A 16,211-nucleotide genomic window follows, 5' to 3' on the forward strand; every position below is an offset into this window, starting at 1 on the left:
ACCCCCCGGACGTCACCGCCGTGGCCTCACGCCACGGTGAGAGTGATCGCGCCCGTGTAGCTCTTGCCGGGCCGTGACGACCGTCGTGGTGCCGTCGACGTCATCGTCACCGACCTGCCGCGCGGGGCCCGTACGGTGGCGTCGGAGGTGTCGAAGGAGGTGTCCTTCGTGGGGTCGGTGGTGGGCTCGGTGTAGACGCCGATGTTCATCATCCTGCCGTTGACGTTGACCGGGCCCGGGTCGTCGAGCTCGATCATCTGCAGGATGACGCCGTCGCGCGGTTGAGGCGGGCACCCTGGGAGCCGTCGACGCTGATCGCGGTCTGCCGGCCCTTGTTGAGGAAGGTGGCCCGCTCGGAGTTGACGACGGTACCGCCGTCGAGGGTGAGCGTGCCGGTGCCGAAGAACATGTAGCCGAAGTGGTCAGAGTTCACGACCGTGTTGCGGGCCGGGATGCTCTTCAGCTCGGCGTTGGACGGGCCGAGGTCCAGCTCGGTGTTGAGCGCGGCGACCGCGGCGCGGGTGCTGTCGCCGTAGTGCACGACGGCCGCCGGGCCGGCGATGATCGAGCCGTAGCCGTGATCACCGGTGTTGCCGACGTGACAGTTGACCGCGGACAGCTTCAGGCCGCTGCCCCCTTCGACCGACAGGGCGCCCCAAGTCTCGGAGAAGACAGTGGAGTTGAGGGGCCGCGGCGGCACCGTCGACGAGGTGGCACCTCTGGTGGTCTACCTGCTGTCCGACGAGGGGTCGTACGTCAACGGCGCGGAGATCACGGTCGACGGCGGGTACGCGGCGCACGGCGGGGTGAAGGCGATCACGAACGCGCTCGACGCGGGGCAGCCCGCAGCGTGTCCGGCCGGCCGCGGGAGTACCGCTGCTGTTCCTTGCCCTTACGCAGCAGCAGCAAGGCGCAGGCGAGCCCCGTCGCCGCCAGGACGACGCAGGCCGCGAACCCGGCGCGATAGCCGGCCGTCAGAGCGGCCAGGTGGTCCGGGCCGTTCGTCCAGGAGAGCGTGACGGAGGTGACGACGGCGACTCCGAAGGCGCCGCCGATCTGGAAGGCCGCGGTGTTGATGCCGGAGGCGACGCCCGAGTCCTCCTCCCGCACGCCGGTCAGGGCGGCGATGGCACCGGCGACCGCGCAGGCGCCCAGGCCCGGGCCGAAGAGCAGCAGGCCGGGCAGGAGGTCGCGCACGAAGCCGCTGTTCACCGGGACCCGGGCCAGCAGCGCGCTGCCCGTGCCGACCAGCGCGAGGCCGCCCGCGGCGACCGGCCGAGCGCCGAGGCGGGTGACCAGGGCCTGGCCCACGGAGGAGCCGACGACGGCGCCCACCGGCATCACGACGTTGCACAGGCCGAACCGCAGCGGTGAGTAGCCGAGGACGCCCTGGCCGTACTGGGACAGCGTGTACGACATCCCGAAGGCGCTCGCGCCGAGCAGGAACACGATCAGGTTGCCGCCGCTCACCGTCCGCGCGCGCAGCAGGCGCAGCGGCACGAGAGGGGCCGTGGAGCGGGCCTCGATGCGAATGAAGACCATCGCGAGCAGCACGGCTGTCACCAGGAGGCCCGTCGTGCGCGCCGACAGCCATCCCGCGCGGGGCGCGTCGACCACGGCGTAGACACAGGCGACCAGTGCGGCGGTGACGGCGAGGGCGCCGGCCGGGTCGTAGGAGCGGGCCCGGCTCTCGGTGCGGCTCTCGCGCAGCAGGAGTGGGGTGAGGGCCAACAGGGCAGCGGCGACAGGGACGTTGAGGAAGAAGACCCACTCCCAGCCGAGGGCGCCGGTGAGGGGTCCGCCGATCAGGAGGGCCGCGGTGGCGCCGAAGCCGCCGCTGCCGGACCAGATGGCGAGGGCCTTGTTGCGCTCGTGGCCCTCCTCGAAGGTGCTCACCAGCAGCGAGAGCGCGCTCGGTGCCATGAGCGCGGCCGACATGCCCTGCACGGCACGGGCCGCGACCAGTACGCCCGCCGTCCAGGCGAGTCCGCACAGCAGCGAGGACAGCCCGAACAGCAGCGTGCCCGTCATGAAGACACGACGGCGGCCCAGCAGGTCGGCCGTCCGGCCGCCGAGGAGCAGCAGCCCGCCGAAGCTCAGCAGGTAGGCGCTCATGACCCATTGGGCGCCGTCCGCGGAGAGGCCCAGGCCGTCCGCGACGGAGGGCAGGGCGAGCAGGACGATCTGCGCGTCGAGGATCACCATGAACCCGGCGACGCACAGCAGGGCGAGGGCGTACCAGCGGCGGGAGTCGGTGGCGGGCATGGTCAGCCTCCCAGGCGGAGGCCGGCCAGCCACACTTCCGGTGTGCCGGGGGTGCGGGGTTCGCGCAGGAGCGCGGCGAGCGCCCTGCGGAGCCTGGTGTCGGGACGCGTGGGCAGGTGGGCGGTCATCGGGCGCCTCCGGTGTCGTGAGGTGGTTTCACCCCACCGACGAACGGCCCCTACGCGGATCGACACTCCGCGAGCCGTTTCTGGAGAAACCTGCGTTCGGCGTCGTTCTCCACCAGCTCCAGCGCCCGTTCGTACGCCTCGGCCGCCTCGTCCGTACGGCCGCTGCGGCGCAGCAGGTCGGCTCGGGTGGCGGGCAGCAGGTGGTAGCCGGCCAGGTCGCCTTCCTGCTCCAGTTCCGCGACCAGGGCCAGCCCCGCCTCCGTGCCCTCGGACATGCCGACTGCCACCGCGCGGTTGAGGCGGACCACGGCCGAGGGCACGAAGCGGGTCAACTCGCCGTAGAGTGCGGCGATGTCGGCCCAGTCGGTGTCCTGGGCGGTCGCCGCGGTGGTGTGACAGGCGGCGATGGCCGCCTGGATCTGGTAGGCACCGGGGCGGCCACGCCGCAGTGCCGTCTCCAGCAGGGCGGCGCCCTCGTCGATCTCCGCCCGGTCCCACGCGGTGCGGTCCTGGTCCTCCAGGGTGATCAGCTCGCCGGCCGCGTCCACGCGCGTGTGCCGGCGCGCGTCGTGCAGGAGCAGCAGGGCGAGCAGGCCGAGCGTCTCGGGCTCGTCGGGCATCAGGCGGGCCAGCAGCCGGGTGAGGCGGACGGCCTCCGCGCACAGGTCGGTACGGACCAGATCGGCCCCGGACGTGGCGGCGTACCCCTCGTTGAAGAGCAGGTAGAGCACGCCGAGCACGCCCGTGGTGCGTTCGGGCAACAGGTGCGCGGGCGGCACCCGGTACGGGATGCCGGCGTTGCGGATCTTCTTCTTGGCGCGCACCAGGCGCTGCGCCATGGCCGCCTCGGGGACGAGGAAGGCGCGGGCGATCTCCGATGTCGTCAGGCCCGCGAGGGTACGCAGGGTGAGCGCGACCCGGGCCTCGATGGGCAGGGCGGGATGGCAGCAGGTGAAGATCAGCCGCAGCCGGTCGTCCTGGACGCCGCTGTCGTCGCCGTCGTACTCCGGGTCGTACGGTCCCTCGTCGCGCGCCAGCACGGCCGCCTCCCGCAGTTTGGCCGCCCCCACCGCCTCCCGGCGCAGCACGTCGAGAGCGCGGTGGCGGGCGGTCGTGGTCAGCCAGGCGCCGGGGCGGCGCGGAACGCCGTCGCGCCGCCACCGGTCCAGGGCCTGGGCGAAGGCGTCCTGTGCGCACTCCTCGGCGAGGTCCCAGTCGCCGGTCACCCGGATCAGGGTGGCGACGACCTGGCCCCACTCCTCCCGGAAGGCGGCGGCGACGGCCGCTTCGACCTCGTCGGCGGCGCTCACTCCCAGACCGGCCGCACCTCGACCGAGCCGCCGTCGCAGGCGGCCGGATGCTTGGCGGCCAGGGCGATGGCCTCGTCGAGGTCGGCGACGTCGATGAAGGAGATACCGGCCAGGTACTCCTTCGTCTCCGCGAACGGCCCGTCGCTGAGCAGGACTTCGTCGCCCCGCACCCGCACGGTCGTCGCGTCGCTCGCCGGCCGCAGCCGGGCCCCGCCGGTGACCCGGCCCGCCCGTACCTCTGCGAGGTACGCGGCGAAACGCGGATCGTCGGCGTGCTCCGCCGGGCTCTGCTCCTCGGCTCCCACCGGGGTGCAGAACAGCAGCGCGTACTTCATCACGCCTCCTTCAGGGCCACGGCCTGCTCGTGGGTGATCAGGCGGCGCAGTCCGACGTCGCGGTAGCCGGTGGTCACGCGCAGCGTGTCGTCGAGCCGGGTGCCGTCGGCGCGGGTGGCGGTCATCCGGATGAGGGCGCGGGCGAAGCCGACGCTCTCGTCGACCTCGACGCGCAGCTCCCGCACCTCGCGCGTGACCGGCCCTGTGACCTGGGCGAACAGATCCTGGACGGCCTTGCGATGGGCGTCCAGGCCGTGCCGCTCGTGGCCGTCGGCGAAGTGGAAGATGTCCGCGTCCGGTGCGTAGCAGGCCAGTACGCGCTCGACGTCGCGGTCCCGGAGCGCCTCGGTGAGTTCCGCGTCGATGCCGCGGATGGCGGTCTCGGGGTCCTCTCCCTCCCACATGGGCCAGAAGGGGCGGACCTCCATGGCGCCGATGGTGGCGACGGGGTGCCGGGCGGCGGCCTCGACGGCCTCCTCCAGGCTGTCGCACTCCAGGATGTCGAAGCCGGCGACGTACTCCTTGGTCTCGGCGAACGGCCCGTCGGTGCGCAGGACTTCGCCGCCGCGGACGCGCACGGTGACCGCGTCGGTGGGCAGGGCCAGCCGGTGTCCGTGCAGCCGGGCGCCGCGCTCGCCGAGGTCCTCCACCCAGGGTTCGACGGGTGCCATGCCCGAGGCGTCGTTGGTGTCGTCACCGCAGACGAGCAGCATGTACTTCATGGGTCCTCCCGGTCGTCATCATGAGCTTCCTACACCCCACCGACGAACGGGGGCCCGCCGAATCGACACTCTGCCGGACGGATCTTCGGGACGGGCCTACGACGCGCTGCCGGCCTCCCGTACGAGTTCGATGGCCCGGCCCAGTGTGGCGAGCCGCTCGTCCAGGGTCTGCCCGGCCGGATACAGCCGTACGGTGTCCACGCCGGCGTCGCGCCACACCCGCAGCCGCTCCCGCACCATGGGCTCGGTGCCGATCAGTGTCGTGCCGAGCACCATCTCGTCGGTGACCAGACCGGCCGCGCCGTCCCGGTCGCCCGCCTGCCAGCGCTCTCGGACCTCGGCGGCCACCTCGGCCCAACCCTGGCGGCTGTAGGCGTTGTTGTAGAAGTTGGTCGAGGCGGACCCCATGCCGCCGAGGCTGAAGGCCAGTTCCTTCTTGCGACCGGCGACCATCGCGGCGAGGGCGTCCTCGTCGGGCGTGAAGGCGACTTCGGCGCCCTGGCAGACGTCCAGTTCGCCCCGGCCGCGGCCGCTTCGGGCGAGTCCCTCGTCGAGGTGCGCGAAGTAGGCGTCCGCCGCGCCTTCGGGCACGAAGCTGGTGCCGAGCCAGCCGTCGGCGACCTCGCCGGTCAGCCGCAGCATGGCCGGTGACAGGGCGGCGAGGTAGACGGGGACGGCGTGCTCCGCCTTCGCCGACAGCCGCATCGGGACGGCGTCGCCGCCGGGCAGCGGGATGATGAACTCCGTTCCCGTGTAGGAGAGTTTGCCGCCGTCGAGCACTCGGCGCACGATCTCCACGGTCTCCCGCATTCGGGCGAGCGGCCGGGCGAAGGGGACGCCGTGCAGGCCCTCCATCACCTGCGGTCCGGATGCCCCGAGGCCCAGCAGGAACCGTCCGCCGGAGAGGTTGGACAGCGTGATCGCGGTCTGGGCGACGGCGACCGGGGTGCGGGTGCCGACCTGGATGATGCCGGAGCCCAGCAGCATCCGGTCGGTGAGGGCCGCGTAGTAGCCGAGGGCCGAGGGCGCGTCGGAGCCCCAGGCCTCGGCGACCCAGCAGATGTCGAGGCCCAGCTTCTCGGCCTCCACGACGAAGTCGGCCGATTCCGGCCGGTGTTGGACGCCGGAGGCCTCGATGGTGGTCGCCGTGCGCATCACTCGGCCTCCGCCAGTTGCTTGATCTGCTCCAGGGTGGCGGTCATGTTCTGCTCGAACTCCCGCATCCGTACGAACACGATCTTCTGTTCCTTCTCCGGCATCCGGTCGATCGCCGACGACAGTCCGGAGCGGCCGGGGCCCATCTGCATCCACTCCGAGAGGTCGGTGCCGCCGTCGCCCGCGTTCATCCGGAAGCGCCAGACCGCCGTCGGGTCGGCGGGGTCCTGCACCGCCCAGGCGAAGACATGGCCCGGTTCGCACTCGACGACGTAGGAGGTGGTGGACCACTCGCCGAGCGCCTCGTGCCTGCTACGGCCGAGGAAGCGGGCGCCGACCGAGGGTCCGGTGGCGCCGTCCAGCCATTCGACCGACTGGAGCTCGTCGCTCAGGCTCGGCATCAACGTGACGTCCGAGACCAGGGCCCACACCCGGTCGGGCGGGGCGTCGATCCAGGTCCGCACCTCGACGGTGGGCTTGTCCGTGTAGTGTGCGCCGGTCCATTTCACCCTGGTCGGCCTCCTCGACGGAAAGGGGTCTGATCACCAGGGTTGCTTCATAAGACTTACTCTGTCAAGGACCCTCACCCGGACCCGGAGCGTCACGCCACACCGAATCGGCGCCGCACGTCCGGCCGCTGTTTCAGCCGCTCCGGATAGCCGGGGCCCATCCGCATCGAGGTGTCCTCGGTCCGCAGCGGCTCCCGGCAGACGGCGCAGACCACCTCGGCCTCGGTGTCGTGTCCGCAGGTGTCGTGGTGAAAGGCGACCGGAGCACCCTCGTCCCCCGCCAGCCACCGGTCGCCCCACCGGGACATCGCGGCGAGCACGCCGAAGAAGTCGCGCCCCTTCTCGGTCAACACGTAGTCGTAGCGCCGGGGTTCGTCCTGGTACGGCTCCTTCTCCAGCAGCCCTTCGTCCACCAGGCGGCGCAGCCGGTCGGTCAGGGTGTTGCGCGCGATGCCCAGCTCCTGCTGGAACTCGTCGAAGCGGTGGATCCCGTAGAAGGCCTCCCGCAGGACGAGCGGCGTCCACGCGTCCCCCAGGAGATCCACGGCCCTCGCGATGGAGCACGGCCAGTTCGAGAACGACGTCCGTTTCATGGCTCCAGCCTAGTCAGTCTCGACATGAGACCCGGGGTTGCGACGGTCGCCCGGCACCCGCACCGCTCTACGCCTCACCAGTGAGCCGGCCTGCCGGCCGGCGCGGGCCACGGCGGGCGTGGCTCTTGACGGTGCCCAGGGACCAGCCGGTGAACTCGGCGATCTTGGTCTGGGTGAGGTCGTCGTAGGAGGCGAGGTTGAGGACCCGGCGCTGCGGCGCGGGGAGGCGGGACAGCTCGTCGGGGAGCAGGACGCCGTGATCCTGTGGTCGCAGTCGCCCGGCACGGCGAGCACGGCCTTGGCCCACCACGTCGCGGAGACCCGCTGGGGCATTCGCGGCGCGCGCACCCGGAGCCGCGTACTCCTCGGTGGCCCCGACCGGAGGCGCACCCAGCACCCTGGGCTGCTGCGTCCGCGCGGTCTGCACGAGGCCTTGCTGATGCTGGACTCGCTGTTCGGGGGTGGTTTCCGCGAAGTGTCCGCATCCCTCGGTGAGGACGGCGGTCATCGAGTCCGGCGCCCGTAGGCCGGGCGTGGATCCGGGACGGGCCGGCAGCTCGATGCGCCAGCCGTGCGGGTGGGCCGGTGCCCAAGTCCCTTGTCCCATGCCCGCCGAAGTGCGGTGGTGGCAGCGTAGGTAGGGGGTTGGGCCGGAACAGGAAATCGGTCGATCGGGGGTTCGTACGGCTGGTATGCGGGCACCGGCCGACGGGGCTCGTGCCACGTCGGCCATGAACGTTCCGCAGTCCTTCCCGCCAACGGACGCCCGTTCACGGTTGGATGGCCCCATGACCACCGACGAGCACGCGCGGCTCATGCGGGCCAACCAGGCGAACTGGGACGCCCGGACCCCTGTCCACCTCGCCAGCAGGTTCTACGGGCTGGACCAGGGCCTGGATCCGGCCCGCTGGTTCGCGTCGTTCGAGTGGGAGGACCTCGGGGACCTGGCCGGGCGTGACGTGCTGCATCTGCAGTGCCACCTCGGAACGGAGACGCTCGCCTTCGCGCGGCGCGGGGCGCGGGCCACCGGGCTCGACTTCTCGGCGTCCTCGGTGGCCGCCGCACGGGACATCGCGGCGCGGGCGGGCCTCGACGTCGGATACGTGCAGGCGAATGTGTACGACGCCGAACAGGCCCTGGACGGACGGCAGTTCGACGTCGTCTACACCGGCAAGGGTGCGCTGTGCTACCTGCCCGACCTCGACCGCTGGGCGGCCGTCCTCGCCCGACTCCTGCGGCCCGGCGGGCAGTTGTACATCGTCGAGTTCCACCCCCTGCTCAACTCCCTCGGCCCGAAGCCCGGCCCGGGTGAAGGGCCCGAGCTGCTGCTGCGCCACGACTACCTGGCCGGCGACGGCGCCGTGCACCGGGACGCCACGCACACCTACACCGACGGCCCGGCCGTCGAAGGCGCCACCGACAGTTACGAGTGGATGCACGGAATAGGCGAGGTCGTCAACGCGTTGATCGGAGCAGGACTCACCATCCGAAACCTGCGGGAAAGCGACGAGGTGCCTTGGCCGCGCTGGCCGCAGATGGTGCGGACAGCCTCCGGCTGGTGGCGGCTGCCGCAGCCGCGGATCCCGCTCCTGTACGGCCTGCTCGCCACCCGCTGAGCGGTTTGACACCGCAGCCGCTGTGGTACCGTCCCACTAGCACTTGTGTACGCCCCCTTTGAGGGCGCCGGTGCCAGTTCCTCATCAGTTCGCCGAATCGCCGCCGTTTTTCCGGTCGGCTCACCGGCTTTCCAGCACCGCCTCGTGACCGGCGCTGCCGTACCCGAGGTGCTGTTCCTGCCGCAGCAGGCGTGTTCCGACCGCCTTCTCTCCGCGGCGTCCCCTCCCCTTCGCATGTCCCATGCCATCCGTCCTCGAAAGGACCGACCACCATGACCACCACGCTCGAACACCCCCCTGTCAAGCAAGAACCCCAGACCCAGGTCGTCACCGGTGTCCTCGACATCGACACGAACGGGAAGGGACACCTGCGCGCCGAGAGCCTGCAGCCCTCGTCCTCCGACCCGTCCGTCTCCCCCGCGCTCATCCGCCGTCACGGCCTGCGCAAGGGCGACCTCGTCGAAGGCGTACGCGACGGCCGGCGCGCCCTGACCGAGGTCGTACGGATCGACGGGCGCACGCCCCAAGAGCTGCGCGGCCGCCGCAACTTCCGCGATCTCACTCCGCTGCACCCGCGTGACCGGCTCCGCGTCGAGCACCCGGCGGCCGGCCTGACCGGACGCGTCGTCGATCTGATCGCACCCGTCGGCAAGGGCCAGCGCGGACTGCTCGTGGCCCCGCCCAAGACCGGCAAGACCGTGCTGCTGCAGCAGATCGCGGCCGCCGTGGCCGGCAACCACCCCGAGTGCCGCCTGATGGTGGTGCTGCTCGACGAACGGCCCGAGGAGGTCACCGACATGCGGCGCTCCGTGCGCGGCGAGGTGTACGCCTCCACCTTCGACCGGCCGGCCAAGCAGCACATCGCGCTCGCCGATCTCGTCATCGAGCGGGCCAAGCGGCTCGTCGAGGCCGGCGAGGACGTCGTCATCCTGCTCGACTCGCTGACCCGCCTGTGCCGGGCACACAACAACGCGGCCGCCTCCGGTGGCCGCACCCTGAGCGGCGGCGTCGACGCTACCGCGCTGCTGGGCCCCAAGCGGTTCTTCGGCGCAGCCCGGCTGGCCGAGGAGGGCGGCTCGCTCACCATCCTCGCGACCGCGCTGGTGGAGACCGGATCGCGCGCCGACGACTACTTCTTCGAGGAGCTGAAGAGCACCGGCAACATGGAGCTGCGCCTCAACCGCGAGATGGCAGCCCGCCGTGTCTTCCCGGCCGTCGACATCAACCCCTCCGGCACCCGGCGCGAGGAACTCCTGCTCTCCCCCGCCGAGTTGACCGCCGTGCGCGGTCTGCGCCGCGCCCTGCAGAACCGCGACGGCCAGACCGGTCTGGAGACCCTGCTGGAACGTCTGCGGGCCACCCCCGACAACGCGACGTTCGTCCGCCGCATCCAGCCGACGCTGCCCGCGGAATGACCGCGCAGGGTCCGTCACTTCCGCCAGAACAGGTGGTGCGTCACCCCGCTCGGGCTGGGCACGACGTCGCGGTGGAACCGGTCCAGCAACTCCTCGGGTGACTCCCACAGCCGTACGCCCGTCCCGAGTTCCACCGGCGAGACCGCCACGTGCAGGGTGTCGACGAGGTCGGCGTCGAGGAACTCCCGGATGGTGGTGGCCCCGCCGCCCAGCCGGACATCCTTGCCCTGCGCCGCCTCCCGCGCCTGCGCCAGGACCGTCGCCGGGTCGCCGTCGACGAAGTGGAACGTCGTGTCGGAGAGCGTGAACGACGGACGCCAGTGGTGCGTCATCACGAACACCGGTGTACGGAACGGCGGTCTGTCGCCCCACCAGCCGCGCCACTCGTGGTTCTCCCAAGGCCCGCGCTGCGGCCCGAACTTGTTGCGGCCCATGATCTCCGCGCCGATGTTGCGGTCGTAGTCCCGGGTCAGATAGTCGTCGAGGCCCCGGCTGCCTCCGGGGTCGGATCGCATGGGCCAGCTCGCCGTGGCCCCGGCCCAGGAGAACAGCTTCGAGGGATCGACGTCGACGTCGCCGAACGGCCGCTCCAGGCTCTGGTTCTCACCGGCACCGATGCCGTCGCTCGAGACGTTGAAGTTCTGGACTCGTACCAGCTGACGCACGTGTTCCTCCTGTGATGTCGCACCGGCGATGAGACCCTTCGGGCCAGCAAAACTCATCGCCCGTGCTCCCGCTCCCCGAAAGGCCCCACCATGCCCCCTTCCGACACGGCATCCCCCGGCCCGGCCGCCCTCCTGGCGGCCATGCCCTTCGCGGCCGGCCTCGGCATCGAACTCCACGAGGCCGCACCTGACCGCGTCGTGGGCAGTCTGGCCTGGTCCCCGGAGGCCTGCACGGCGGGTGGCGTGCTGCACGGCGGAGCCCTGATGGCGCTGGCCGACTCCGTCGGCGCCGTCTGCGCCTACCTCAACATCCCGCCCGGCGCCGGGACTTCCACGGTCGAGTCCAAGACCAACTTCCTGCGGGGCGTGACCTCCGGACGCGTCCACGCCACCGCCCGCACACTGCATGTCGGCTTCACCCTGGTCGTCGTACAGACCGACCTGCGGGACGACAACGACCGGCTCGTGGGACAGACCACCCAGACCCAGATCGTGCTCGGTGCGAACGGCGGCGCCGGGAGCTGATCGCGCCCGGTCCCGCTGTCAGCCGCGCCGTACAGGGATGCTGAGCGTGTTGGCGGCCACGATCGCCGCGATGCTCGCCCACTCCGTCCAGCCGAGGTTCTGGCCGAGGCCGATCCACCCGACCAGGGCGGCCAGGAGGGGGTTGACGCTCATGAAGAGCCCGAACGCCTGGGCAGGCACCCGGCGCAGCGTGAACAGGTCGGCGAGGTACGGAACGGCCGAGGAGAGCACCCCGGCCACGACCGCGCAGCCGATCGCCGCGGCGGTGGGCGGCTGCCGCAGGACCACGACGCCTCCGACCGGAAGGAACATCAGCGCGGAGATCGCGGCCGCCGTCGCCGAGCCCTGCGCGCCCGGGATACGGCGGCCGACGCTGCGGTTGAGCAGGATGTACGACGCCCAGCAGCATGCGGCCAGCAGGCCAAGTCCCATGCCCAGGTAGTCGGTCGAGGGCTGCGGGCGCATCAGCGTGACGACGCCGGCCGCGGCGATCACCGCACAGCAGGCGTCGACGCGGCGGCGGGCGGCGGCGAGGGCGATCGCGAGCGGGCCGAGGAACTCCAGGGTGACCGCGAGGCCGAGACCGATGCGGTCGATGGCGGTGCAGAGGGACAGGTTCATGGTCCCGAACACCACGGCCAGGCCGAGGACCGGCCGCCACTGCGCCCAGGTGAAGTCCCGCAGGCGGGGGCGGCCGACGGCGAGCAGGACGAGCGCGGCGACGTACTGCCGGACCGCGACGACGCCCGCCGGACCGATCACGGGGAAGGCGAGCGAGCCGATCGCGGCGCCGACCTGATTCGACAGGCCGCTGGCGGCCATCGTCGCCACGCCGGCCGGTCGGCCGCGCGAGGGCGCCGGGGCAGTCAGGCGCACCGACGCCGCGGAAGGGTCCGAAGCCGTGGCGGTGGGAGTCAGCATGTCCCGATCGTGTGCCGCCTCGGCGCTTGCACAAAATGCACCCGCGGCGCGATCCATACGCCTGAGTCATGGATGCTGGTGCCATGGATGTGGAGCTACGGCAGTTGCGCTGTCTCGTCGCCATCGTCGACGAGGGCACGTTCACCGATGCCGCCGTCGCGCTCGGCGTCTCGCAGGCGGCGGTGTCCAGGACGCTGGCGTCGCTCGAACGCGCCCTTGAGGTGAGATTGCTCCGGCGCACCCCGCGCGCGGTGACGCCGACGGCGACCGGGCTGCGGGTGGTGGCGCAGGCCAGGCGGGTGCTCGGCGAGGTGGACGACCTGGTCCGGGAGGCGACCTCGGGTCACACCAGCCTGCGGATCGGCTACGCCTGGTCGGCGGTCGGCCGCCACACGCCCGCGTTCCAGCGCCGCTGGGCCCGGGCCCACCCCGGGATCGACCTCCATCTGGTCCGCGTCAACTCCGCCACCGCCGGTCTCGTGGAAGGGGCCTGCGACCTGGCGGTGGTGCGCCGTTCGCTGGACGACCGCCGGTTCGCCTCGGCGATCGTGGGCCTGGAACGCCGCCTGGCCGCTCTGTCCGCCGACGACGCCCTCGCCTCGCGTCGCTCGCTCCGGCTCGCCGACCTGGGCGAGCGCACCCTGCTGATCGACCGGCGCACGGGAACGACCACGCCCGACCTCTGGCCGGCCGGGTCCCGTCCGGTGACCGAGGAGAGCCATGACATCGAGGACTGGCTGAACGTGATCGCCGGCGGGCGCTGCGTCGGCATGACCGCGGAATCCACAGCGCACCAGTACCGCAGGCCCGGCATCGTCTACCGGCCGGTCCGCGACGCCGAGCCCATCGCCGTACGCCTGGCCTGGTGGCGGGACGACCCGCACCCCGCCACCCAGACCGCCGTCGAACTGCTCACGGCCCTCTACCGGGGCGACTGACCGGCCACGCGGCCACCCGGCCCGGCGCTCCGCCTCCGACAGGGAGCCATCACCGCGCGCTCTAACCTTCTAAATCCACTTGACAGGTTATAACCTCACGCTTCATTCTGACCGTAGTAACAGCTTTTACTGGTTAGAAGGGATCGTGCCGTGATCGCGCGCCAAGACACCGAAGTCCCGGAGACACAGCAGCGCGCAGGGTTGTTGCGGCTCGTCACCGACGCCGACACGGCGGCCGCGGTGGGCACCACCGGTCGCCAGAAGATCCTGCTCGCCGGCGAGACGGGCGGAGCCGTCGCCTTGGTGGGCGCGCTCGTGGCCGCTCTGATCTGGTCGAACGCGTTCCCCGCCGCGTACGAGGCAGCATGGCGGACGCAGCTGAGCCTGGGGCTGGGCAGCGGCCGGCTGGGCCTGGATCTGCGCACCTGGATCGACAGCGGGCTGATGAGCTTCTTCTTCCTGCTGGTAGGCCTGGAGGCGCGCAAGGAGCTCGACCTGGGCGAACTGCGCGAGCGGCGCCGCCTCCTGCTGCCCGTAGGGGCCGGAGTCGTCGCCATGGCCGTACCGGTCGGGATCTACCTCGCCGTCAATCACGGCGGCCCCGCGGCCCACGGCTGGGGCATCGCCATGTCCACCGACAGCGCTCTCGCGCTCGGCGTCTTCAGCGTCATGGGCAGGCGCCTTCCGCCGCGCGTCCGCGCCTTCCTGCTCACCCTGTTCGTCGTCGACGACCTGGTGGCCCTGCTGGTCATCGCCACCTTCTACAGCCACCACATCCGGCCGCTCCCCCTGGCCGTCGCCGCTGCGGCGTTCGCCGCGGTCCTCGCCTTCGGAACCGTGCGGCTGCGCCGGCCCGGCAGCCTGATCGTCGTCCTGGGCGTCGTGATGTGGTCGGGACTGATGGCCAGTGGCGTCGATCCCGTTGTCGCGGGTCTCGCGATCGGCCTGGTCACCTCCGCCTACCGGCCTGTGCGCGGCGACCTGGAGCGGGCCACCGGTCTGGTGCGGCTGTTCCGCGAGCAACCGAGCCCGCGGCGCGCCCGCTCCGCCGCGACGGGCCTGGCATCCACCTTGTCGGAGAACGCCCGGCTGCAGCACCGCTTCCGCCCCTGGACGACGTACGCGATCATCCCGCTGTTCGCACTGGCCAACGCGGGCATCACGCTCGACACCGGCCTGCTGCTGGGTTCCGTCACCGCTCCTGTGACCATCGGCGTCTTCCTCGCCTACGTCGTCGGCAAGCCCTTCTCGGTCGTCGTCACCACGTGGGCCGTGGAACGCCTCAGCGGCGGCAGGCTGCGTCCGCCCGTCGGCTGGGCCGCCATCGCCGGCAGCGGCGCTCTGGCAGGCATCGGCTTCACCGTCTCCCTGCTGATCGCGAACCTCGCCTTCGCCGGACGACCCCTTCAAGAGGCGAAGGTCGGCATCCTGGCAGCGGTCGTGGCATCCAGCGCGCTCGGGTGGGCGGTCCATCGCCTCACCGCACGCCTCCCCCGCGCGGCCCGCCACCACGCCCTGCTCGGGGAGGCGCCGCCCCTCACGGACCTGCCCGGCCGCGTCGACCCGGCGCTCGATCACGTCCGCGGGCCGCAGGACGCACCGGTCACCGTCGTCGAGTACGGCGACTACGAGTGCCCGTACTGCAGCGAGGCCGACCCCATCACCCGCGACCTGCTGCTTTCGCGTCCCGACGTGCGCTACGTCTGGCGCCACCTGCCGCTGAGCGACATCCATCCGCACGCGCGCCTGGCCGCCGAGGCCGCGGAGGCGGCAGCGGCCCAGGGCACGTTCTGGCCCATGCACTCCCTGCTGCTACGGCGCCAGGACCGGCTGGAGATGAGCGACCTGCTCGGTTACGCCGCCGAACTCGGCCTGGACGTGGACAAGTTCCGCCAGGACCTGAACCGCCGGGTGCACTCCGGCCGCGTCGAACGTGACATCGACTCGGCCGACCGCAGCGGAGTCTCCGGGACACCCACGTTCTTCTTCAACGGCCAGCGCCACCAGGGCGGCCACGACCTCGCGGCGCTCACACAGGCCATCGACGCGACGCGCGAGGGAACCGAACACGCCCGTACGGCGTTGCCGCCCATGAACCTGAATCTAACCGTCAAAAGTTCATTGACAGGTTAGCTCGAGTATGCTCGACTGGATATGTAACCACTCAAATCGACTTGAAAGGTTAAGGGAAATGAACCTCCCCGCCGTCCACCACCGCACCGCCACCGTCAACGGTCTCGAGGTCTTCTACCGGGAGGCCGGCGACCCCCAGGCCCCCGCGGTCGTGCTGCTGCACGGCTTCCCGACCAGCTCGCACATGTTCCGCCACCTGATCCCGGCGCTCGCCGACCGCTACCACGTGATCGCCCCCGACCACATCGGGTTCGGCCAGTCCGCGATGCCCACCCCGGCCGAGTTCCCGTACACCTTCGACGCGCTGACCGAGGTCACCGCGGGCCTGCTGAAGCAGCTGGGCGTCGAGCGGTTCGCGATGTACGTGCAGGACTACGGCGCCCCCATCGGCTGGCGCCTCGCCCTCCAGGACCCGGACCGCATCACCGCGATCATCACGCAGAACGGCAACGGCTACGAGGAAGGCTTCGTCAAGCCCTTCTGGGACGCCGTCTTCGCCTACACCACCGACCCCGGGCCGGAGACCGAAGCACCCATGCGCGGCGCCCTGACCCTGGAGAGCACCCGCTGGCAGTACCTGAACGGCGTTGCGGACCCCAGCCTGGTCAGCCCCGACAACTGGATCCACGACCAGGCACTGCTTGACCGACCCGGCAACGACGAGATCCAGCTCAAGCTCTTCCGGGACTACCCCACCAACGTGGACCTCTACCCGCAGGTCCACCGGTACTTCCGCGACTCCCAGGTCCCGCTGCTGGCGGTCTGGGGAGCCGGCGACGAGATCTTCGGCCCCGCGGGCGCGGAGGCGTTCCGTCAGGACCTGCCCGACGCCGAGATCCACCTGCTCGAGTCCGGCCACTTCGCCCTGGAGAGCCACCTCGGGACCATCACCGCACACATCCGCGACTTCCTCGCCCGCGTCCTCGCCTGACGCGCGGGGCGTCGCGACGGCTGCGGCGACCGCGGTCCACGAGAACCCTT

General features: G+C 71.6%; 19 protein-coding genes and 1 pseudogene. 7 read left to right on the plus strand and 13 right to left on the minus strand.

All coding sequences use genetic code 11. The annotated features are described in order from the left end of the window. Positions 1–26: 26 nt before the first annotated feature. Together ACGFYN_RS11640 and ACGFYN_RS11645 are read right to left on the minus strand one after the other, a co-directional pair. Positions 27–257, minus strand: a complete 231-nt coding sequence (locus ACGFYN_RS11640) for a hypothetical protein (protein ID WP_393865595.1) — start codon at positions 255–257, stop codon at positions 27–29. After that, positions 254–700: a hypothetical protein gene (locus tag ACGFYN_RS11645; protein ID WP_393865596.1), complete on the minus strand. Its 447-nt coding sequence runs from the start codon at positions 698–700 to the stop codon at positions 254–256. Before ACGFYN_RS11645 ends, ACGFYN_RS11640 begins: the two co-directional genes overlap by 4 nt. Between ACGFYN_RS11645 and ACGFYN_RS11650 the strand changes: the two are divergent. Beyond that, positions 684–836: pseudogene (locus tag ACGFYN_RS11650) on the plus strand (SDR family oxidoreductase); the annotation flags it as partial. The gene ACGFYN_RS11645 and the pseudogene ACGFYN_RS11650 sit on opposite strands and share 17 nt — an antisense overlap. Here the strand turns inward: ACGFYN_RS11650 and ACGFYN_RS11655 are convergent. The 9 genes from ACGFYN_RS11655 to ACGFYN_RS11695 form a co-directional block, all read right to left on the minus strand. Continuing rightward, positions 817–2,265: an MFS transporter gene (locus ACGFYN_RS11655; RefSeq protein WP_393865597.1), complete on the minus strand. Its 1,449-nt coding sequence runs from the start codon at positions 2,263–2,265 to the stop codon at positions 817–819. The pseudogene ACGFYN_RS11650 and the gene ACGFYN_RS11655 overlap by 20 nt on opposite strands. Positions 2,266–2,267: 2 nt before the next feature. Next, on the minus strand, positions 2,268–2,393 hold the full coding sequence (locus ACGFYN_RS11660) for a hypothetical protein (RefSeq protein WP_393865598.1): 126 nt from the start codon (positions 2,391–2,393) through the stop codon (positions 2,268–2,270). A 50-nt stretch (positions 2,394–2,443) separates the two neighbouring features. Further along, positions 2,444–3,703 (minus strand): RNA polymerase sigma factor, encoded by a 1,260-nt coding sequence (locus ACGFYN_RS11665; RefSeq protein ID WP_393865599.1) that lies wholly within the window; start codon positions 3,701–3,703, stop codon positions 2,444–2,446. After that, a complete protein-coding gene (locus tag ACGFYN_RS11670) occupies positions 3,700–4,038 on the minus strand; it encodes a YciI family protein (protein ID WP_393865600.1) in 339 nt (112 codons plus the stop codon). Before ACGFYN_RS11670 ends, ACGFYN_RS11665 begins: the two co-directional genes overlap by 4 nt. Next, positions 4,038–4,760, minus strand: a complete 723-nt coding sequence (locus ACGFYN_RS11675; protein ID WP_393865601.1) for a YciI family protein — start codon at positions 4,758–4,760, stop codon at positions 4,038–4,040. Before ACGFYN_RS11675 ends, ACGFYN_RS11670 begins: the two co-directional genes overlap by 1 nt. 96 nt (positions 4,761–4,856) lie before the next feature. Then, the gene (locus tag ACGFYN_RS11680) at positions 4,857–5,915 is read right to left on the minus strand and encodes an LLM class flavin-dependent oxidoreductase (RefSeq protein ID WP_393865602.1); all 1,059 of its coding nucleotides are present in this window, start codon (positions 5,913–5,915) and stop codon (positions 4,857–4,859) included. Next, positions 5,915–6,424 (minus strand): SRPBCC family protein, encoded by a 510-nt coding sequence (locus ACGFYN_RS11685; protein ID WP_393865603.1) that lies wholly within the window; start codon positions 6,422–6,424, stop codon positions 5,915–5,917. The genes ACGFYN_RS11680 and ACGFYN_RS11685 overlap by 1 nt, the downstream gene beginning before the upstream one ends. 92 nt (positions 6,425–6,516) lie before the next feature. Beyond that, positions 6,517–7,017 carry a winged helix-turn-helix transcriptional regulator gene (locus tag ACGFYN_RS11690; protein WP_393865604.1) on the minus strand — a complete coding sequence of 167 codons (501 nt, stop codon included), beginning with the start codon at positions 7,015–7,017 and terminating at the stop codon, positions 6,517–6,519. 67 nt (positions 7,018–7,084) lie between these two features. Then, a complete protein-coding gene (locus ACGFYN_RS11695; RefSeq protein WP_393865605.1) occupies positions 7,085–7,624 on the minus strand; it encodes an RNA polymerase sigma factor in 540 nt (179 codons plus the stop codon). A 181-nt stretch (positions 7,625–7,805) separates the two neighbouring features. Here ACGFYN_RS11695 and ACGFYN_RS11700 point away from each other — a divergent pair, with 181 nt between their 5' ends. Continuing rightward, positions 7,806–8,633, plus strand: coding sequence for a class I SAM-dependent methyltransferase (locus tag ACGFYN_RS11700; RefSeq protein ID WP_393865606.1), 828 nt, complete (start codon positions 7,806–7,808; stop codon positions 8,631–8,633). A 272-nt stretch (positions 8,634–8,905) separates the two neighbouring features. Further along, complete coding sequence (rho, locus tag ACGFYN_RS11705) at positions 8,906–10,048, plus strand: transcription termination factor Rho (protein ID WP_393865607.1); 1,143 nt, start codon at positions 8,906–8,908, stop codon at positions 10,046–10,048. 14 nt (positions 10,049–10,062) lie between these two features. Here the strand turns inward: rho and ACGFYN_RS11710 are convergent, their stop codons facing one another. After that, positions 10,063–10,713, minus strand: coding sequence for a dihydrofolate reductase family protein (locus ACGFYN_RS11710; RefSeq protein WP_393865608.1), 651 nt, complete (start codon positions 10,711–10,713; stop codon positions 10,063–10,065). Between the two features lie 90 nt (positions 10,714–10,803). Between ACGFYN_RS11710 and ACGFYN_RS11715 the strand changes: the two genes are divergently transcribed. Continuing rightward, positions 10,804–11,238 (plus strand): PaaI family thioesterase, encoded by a 435-nt coding sequence (locus ACGFYN_RS11715; protein ID WP_393865609.1) that lies wholly within the window; start codon positions 10,804–10,806, stop codon positions 11,236–11,238. Positions 11,239–11,256: 18 nt separating this feature from the next. On the opposite strand, the gene ACGFYN_RS11720 is transcribed toward ACGFYN_RS11715, so the two are convergent. After that, on the minus strand, positions 11,257–12,159 hold the full coding sequence (locus ACGFYN_RS11720) for a DMT family transporter (RefSeq protein ID WP_393865610.1): 903 nt from the start codon (positions 12,157–12,159) through the stop codon (positions 11,257–11,259). Positions 12,160–12,242: 83 nt separating this feature from the next. Between ACGFYN_RS11720 and ACGFYN_RS11725 the strand changes: the two genes are divergently transcribed. The 3 genes from ACGFYN_RS11725 (at position 12,243) to ACGFYN_RS11735 (ending at position 16,161) form a co-directional block, all read left to right on the plus strand. Next, positions 12,243–13,097: a LysR family transcriptional regulator gene (locus ACGFYN_RS11725; RefSeq protein WP_393865814.1), complete on the plus strand. Its 855-nt coding sequence runs from the start codon at positions 12,243–12,245 to the stop codon at positions 13,095–13,097. A gap of 150 nt (positions 13,098–13,247) precedes the next feature. Beyond that, positions 13,248–15,230 carry a Na+/H+ antiporter NhaA gene (locus ACGFYN_RS11730; protein WP_393865611.1) on the plus strand — a complete coding sequence of 661 codons (1,983 nt, stop codon included), beginning with the start codon at positions 13,248–13,250 and terminating at the stop codon, positions 15,228–15,230. 58 nt (positions 15,231–15,288) lie between these two features. Beyond that, positions 15,289–16,161, plus strand: coding sequence for an alpha/beta fold hydrolase (locus ACGFYN_RS11735; protein WP_393865612.1), 873 nt, complete (start codon positions 15,289–15,291; stop codon positions 16,159–16,161). Positions 16,162–16,211: the final 50 nt, after the last annotated feature.

Source organism: Streptomyces sp. NPDC048419, from assembly GCF_043200415.1.
Taxonomy (GTDB): Bacteria; Actinomycetota; Actinomycetes; order Streptomycetales; family Streptomycetaceae; genus Streptomyces.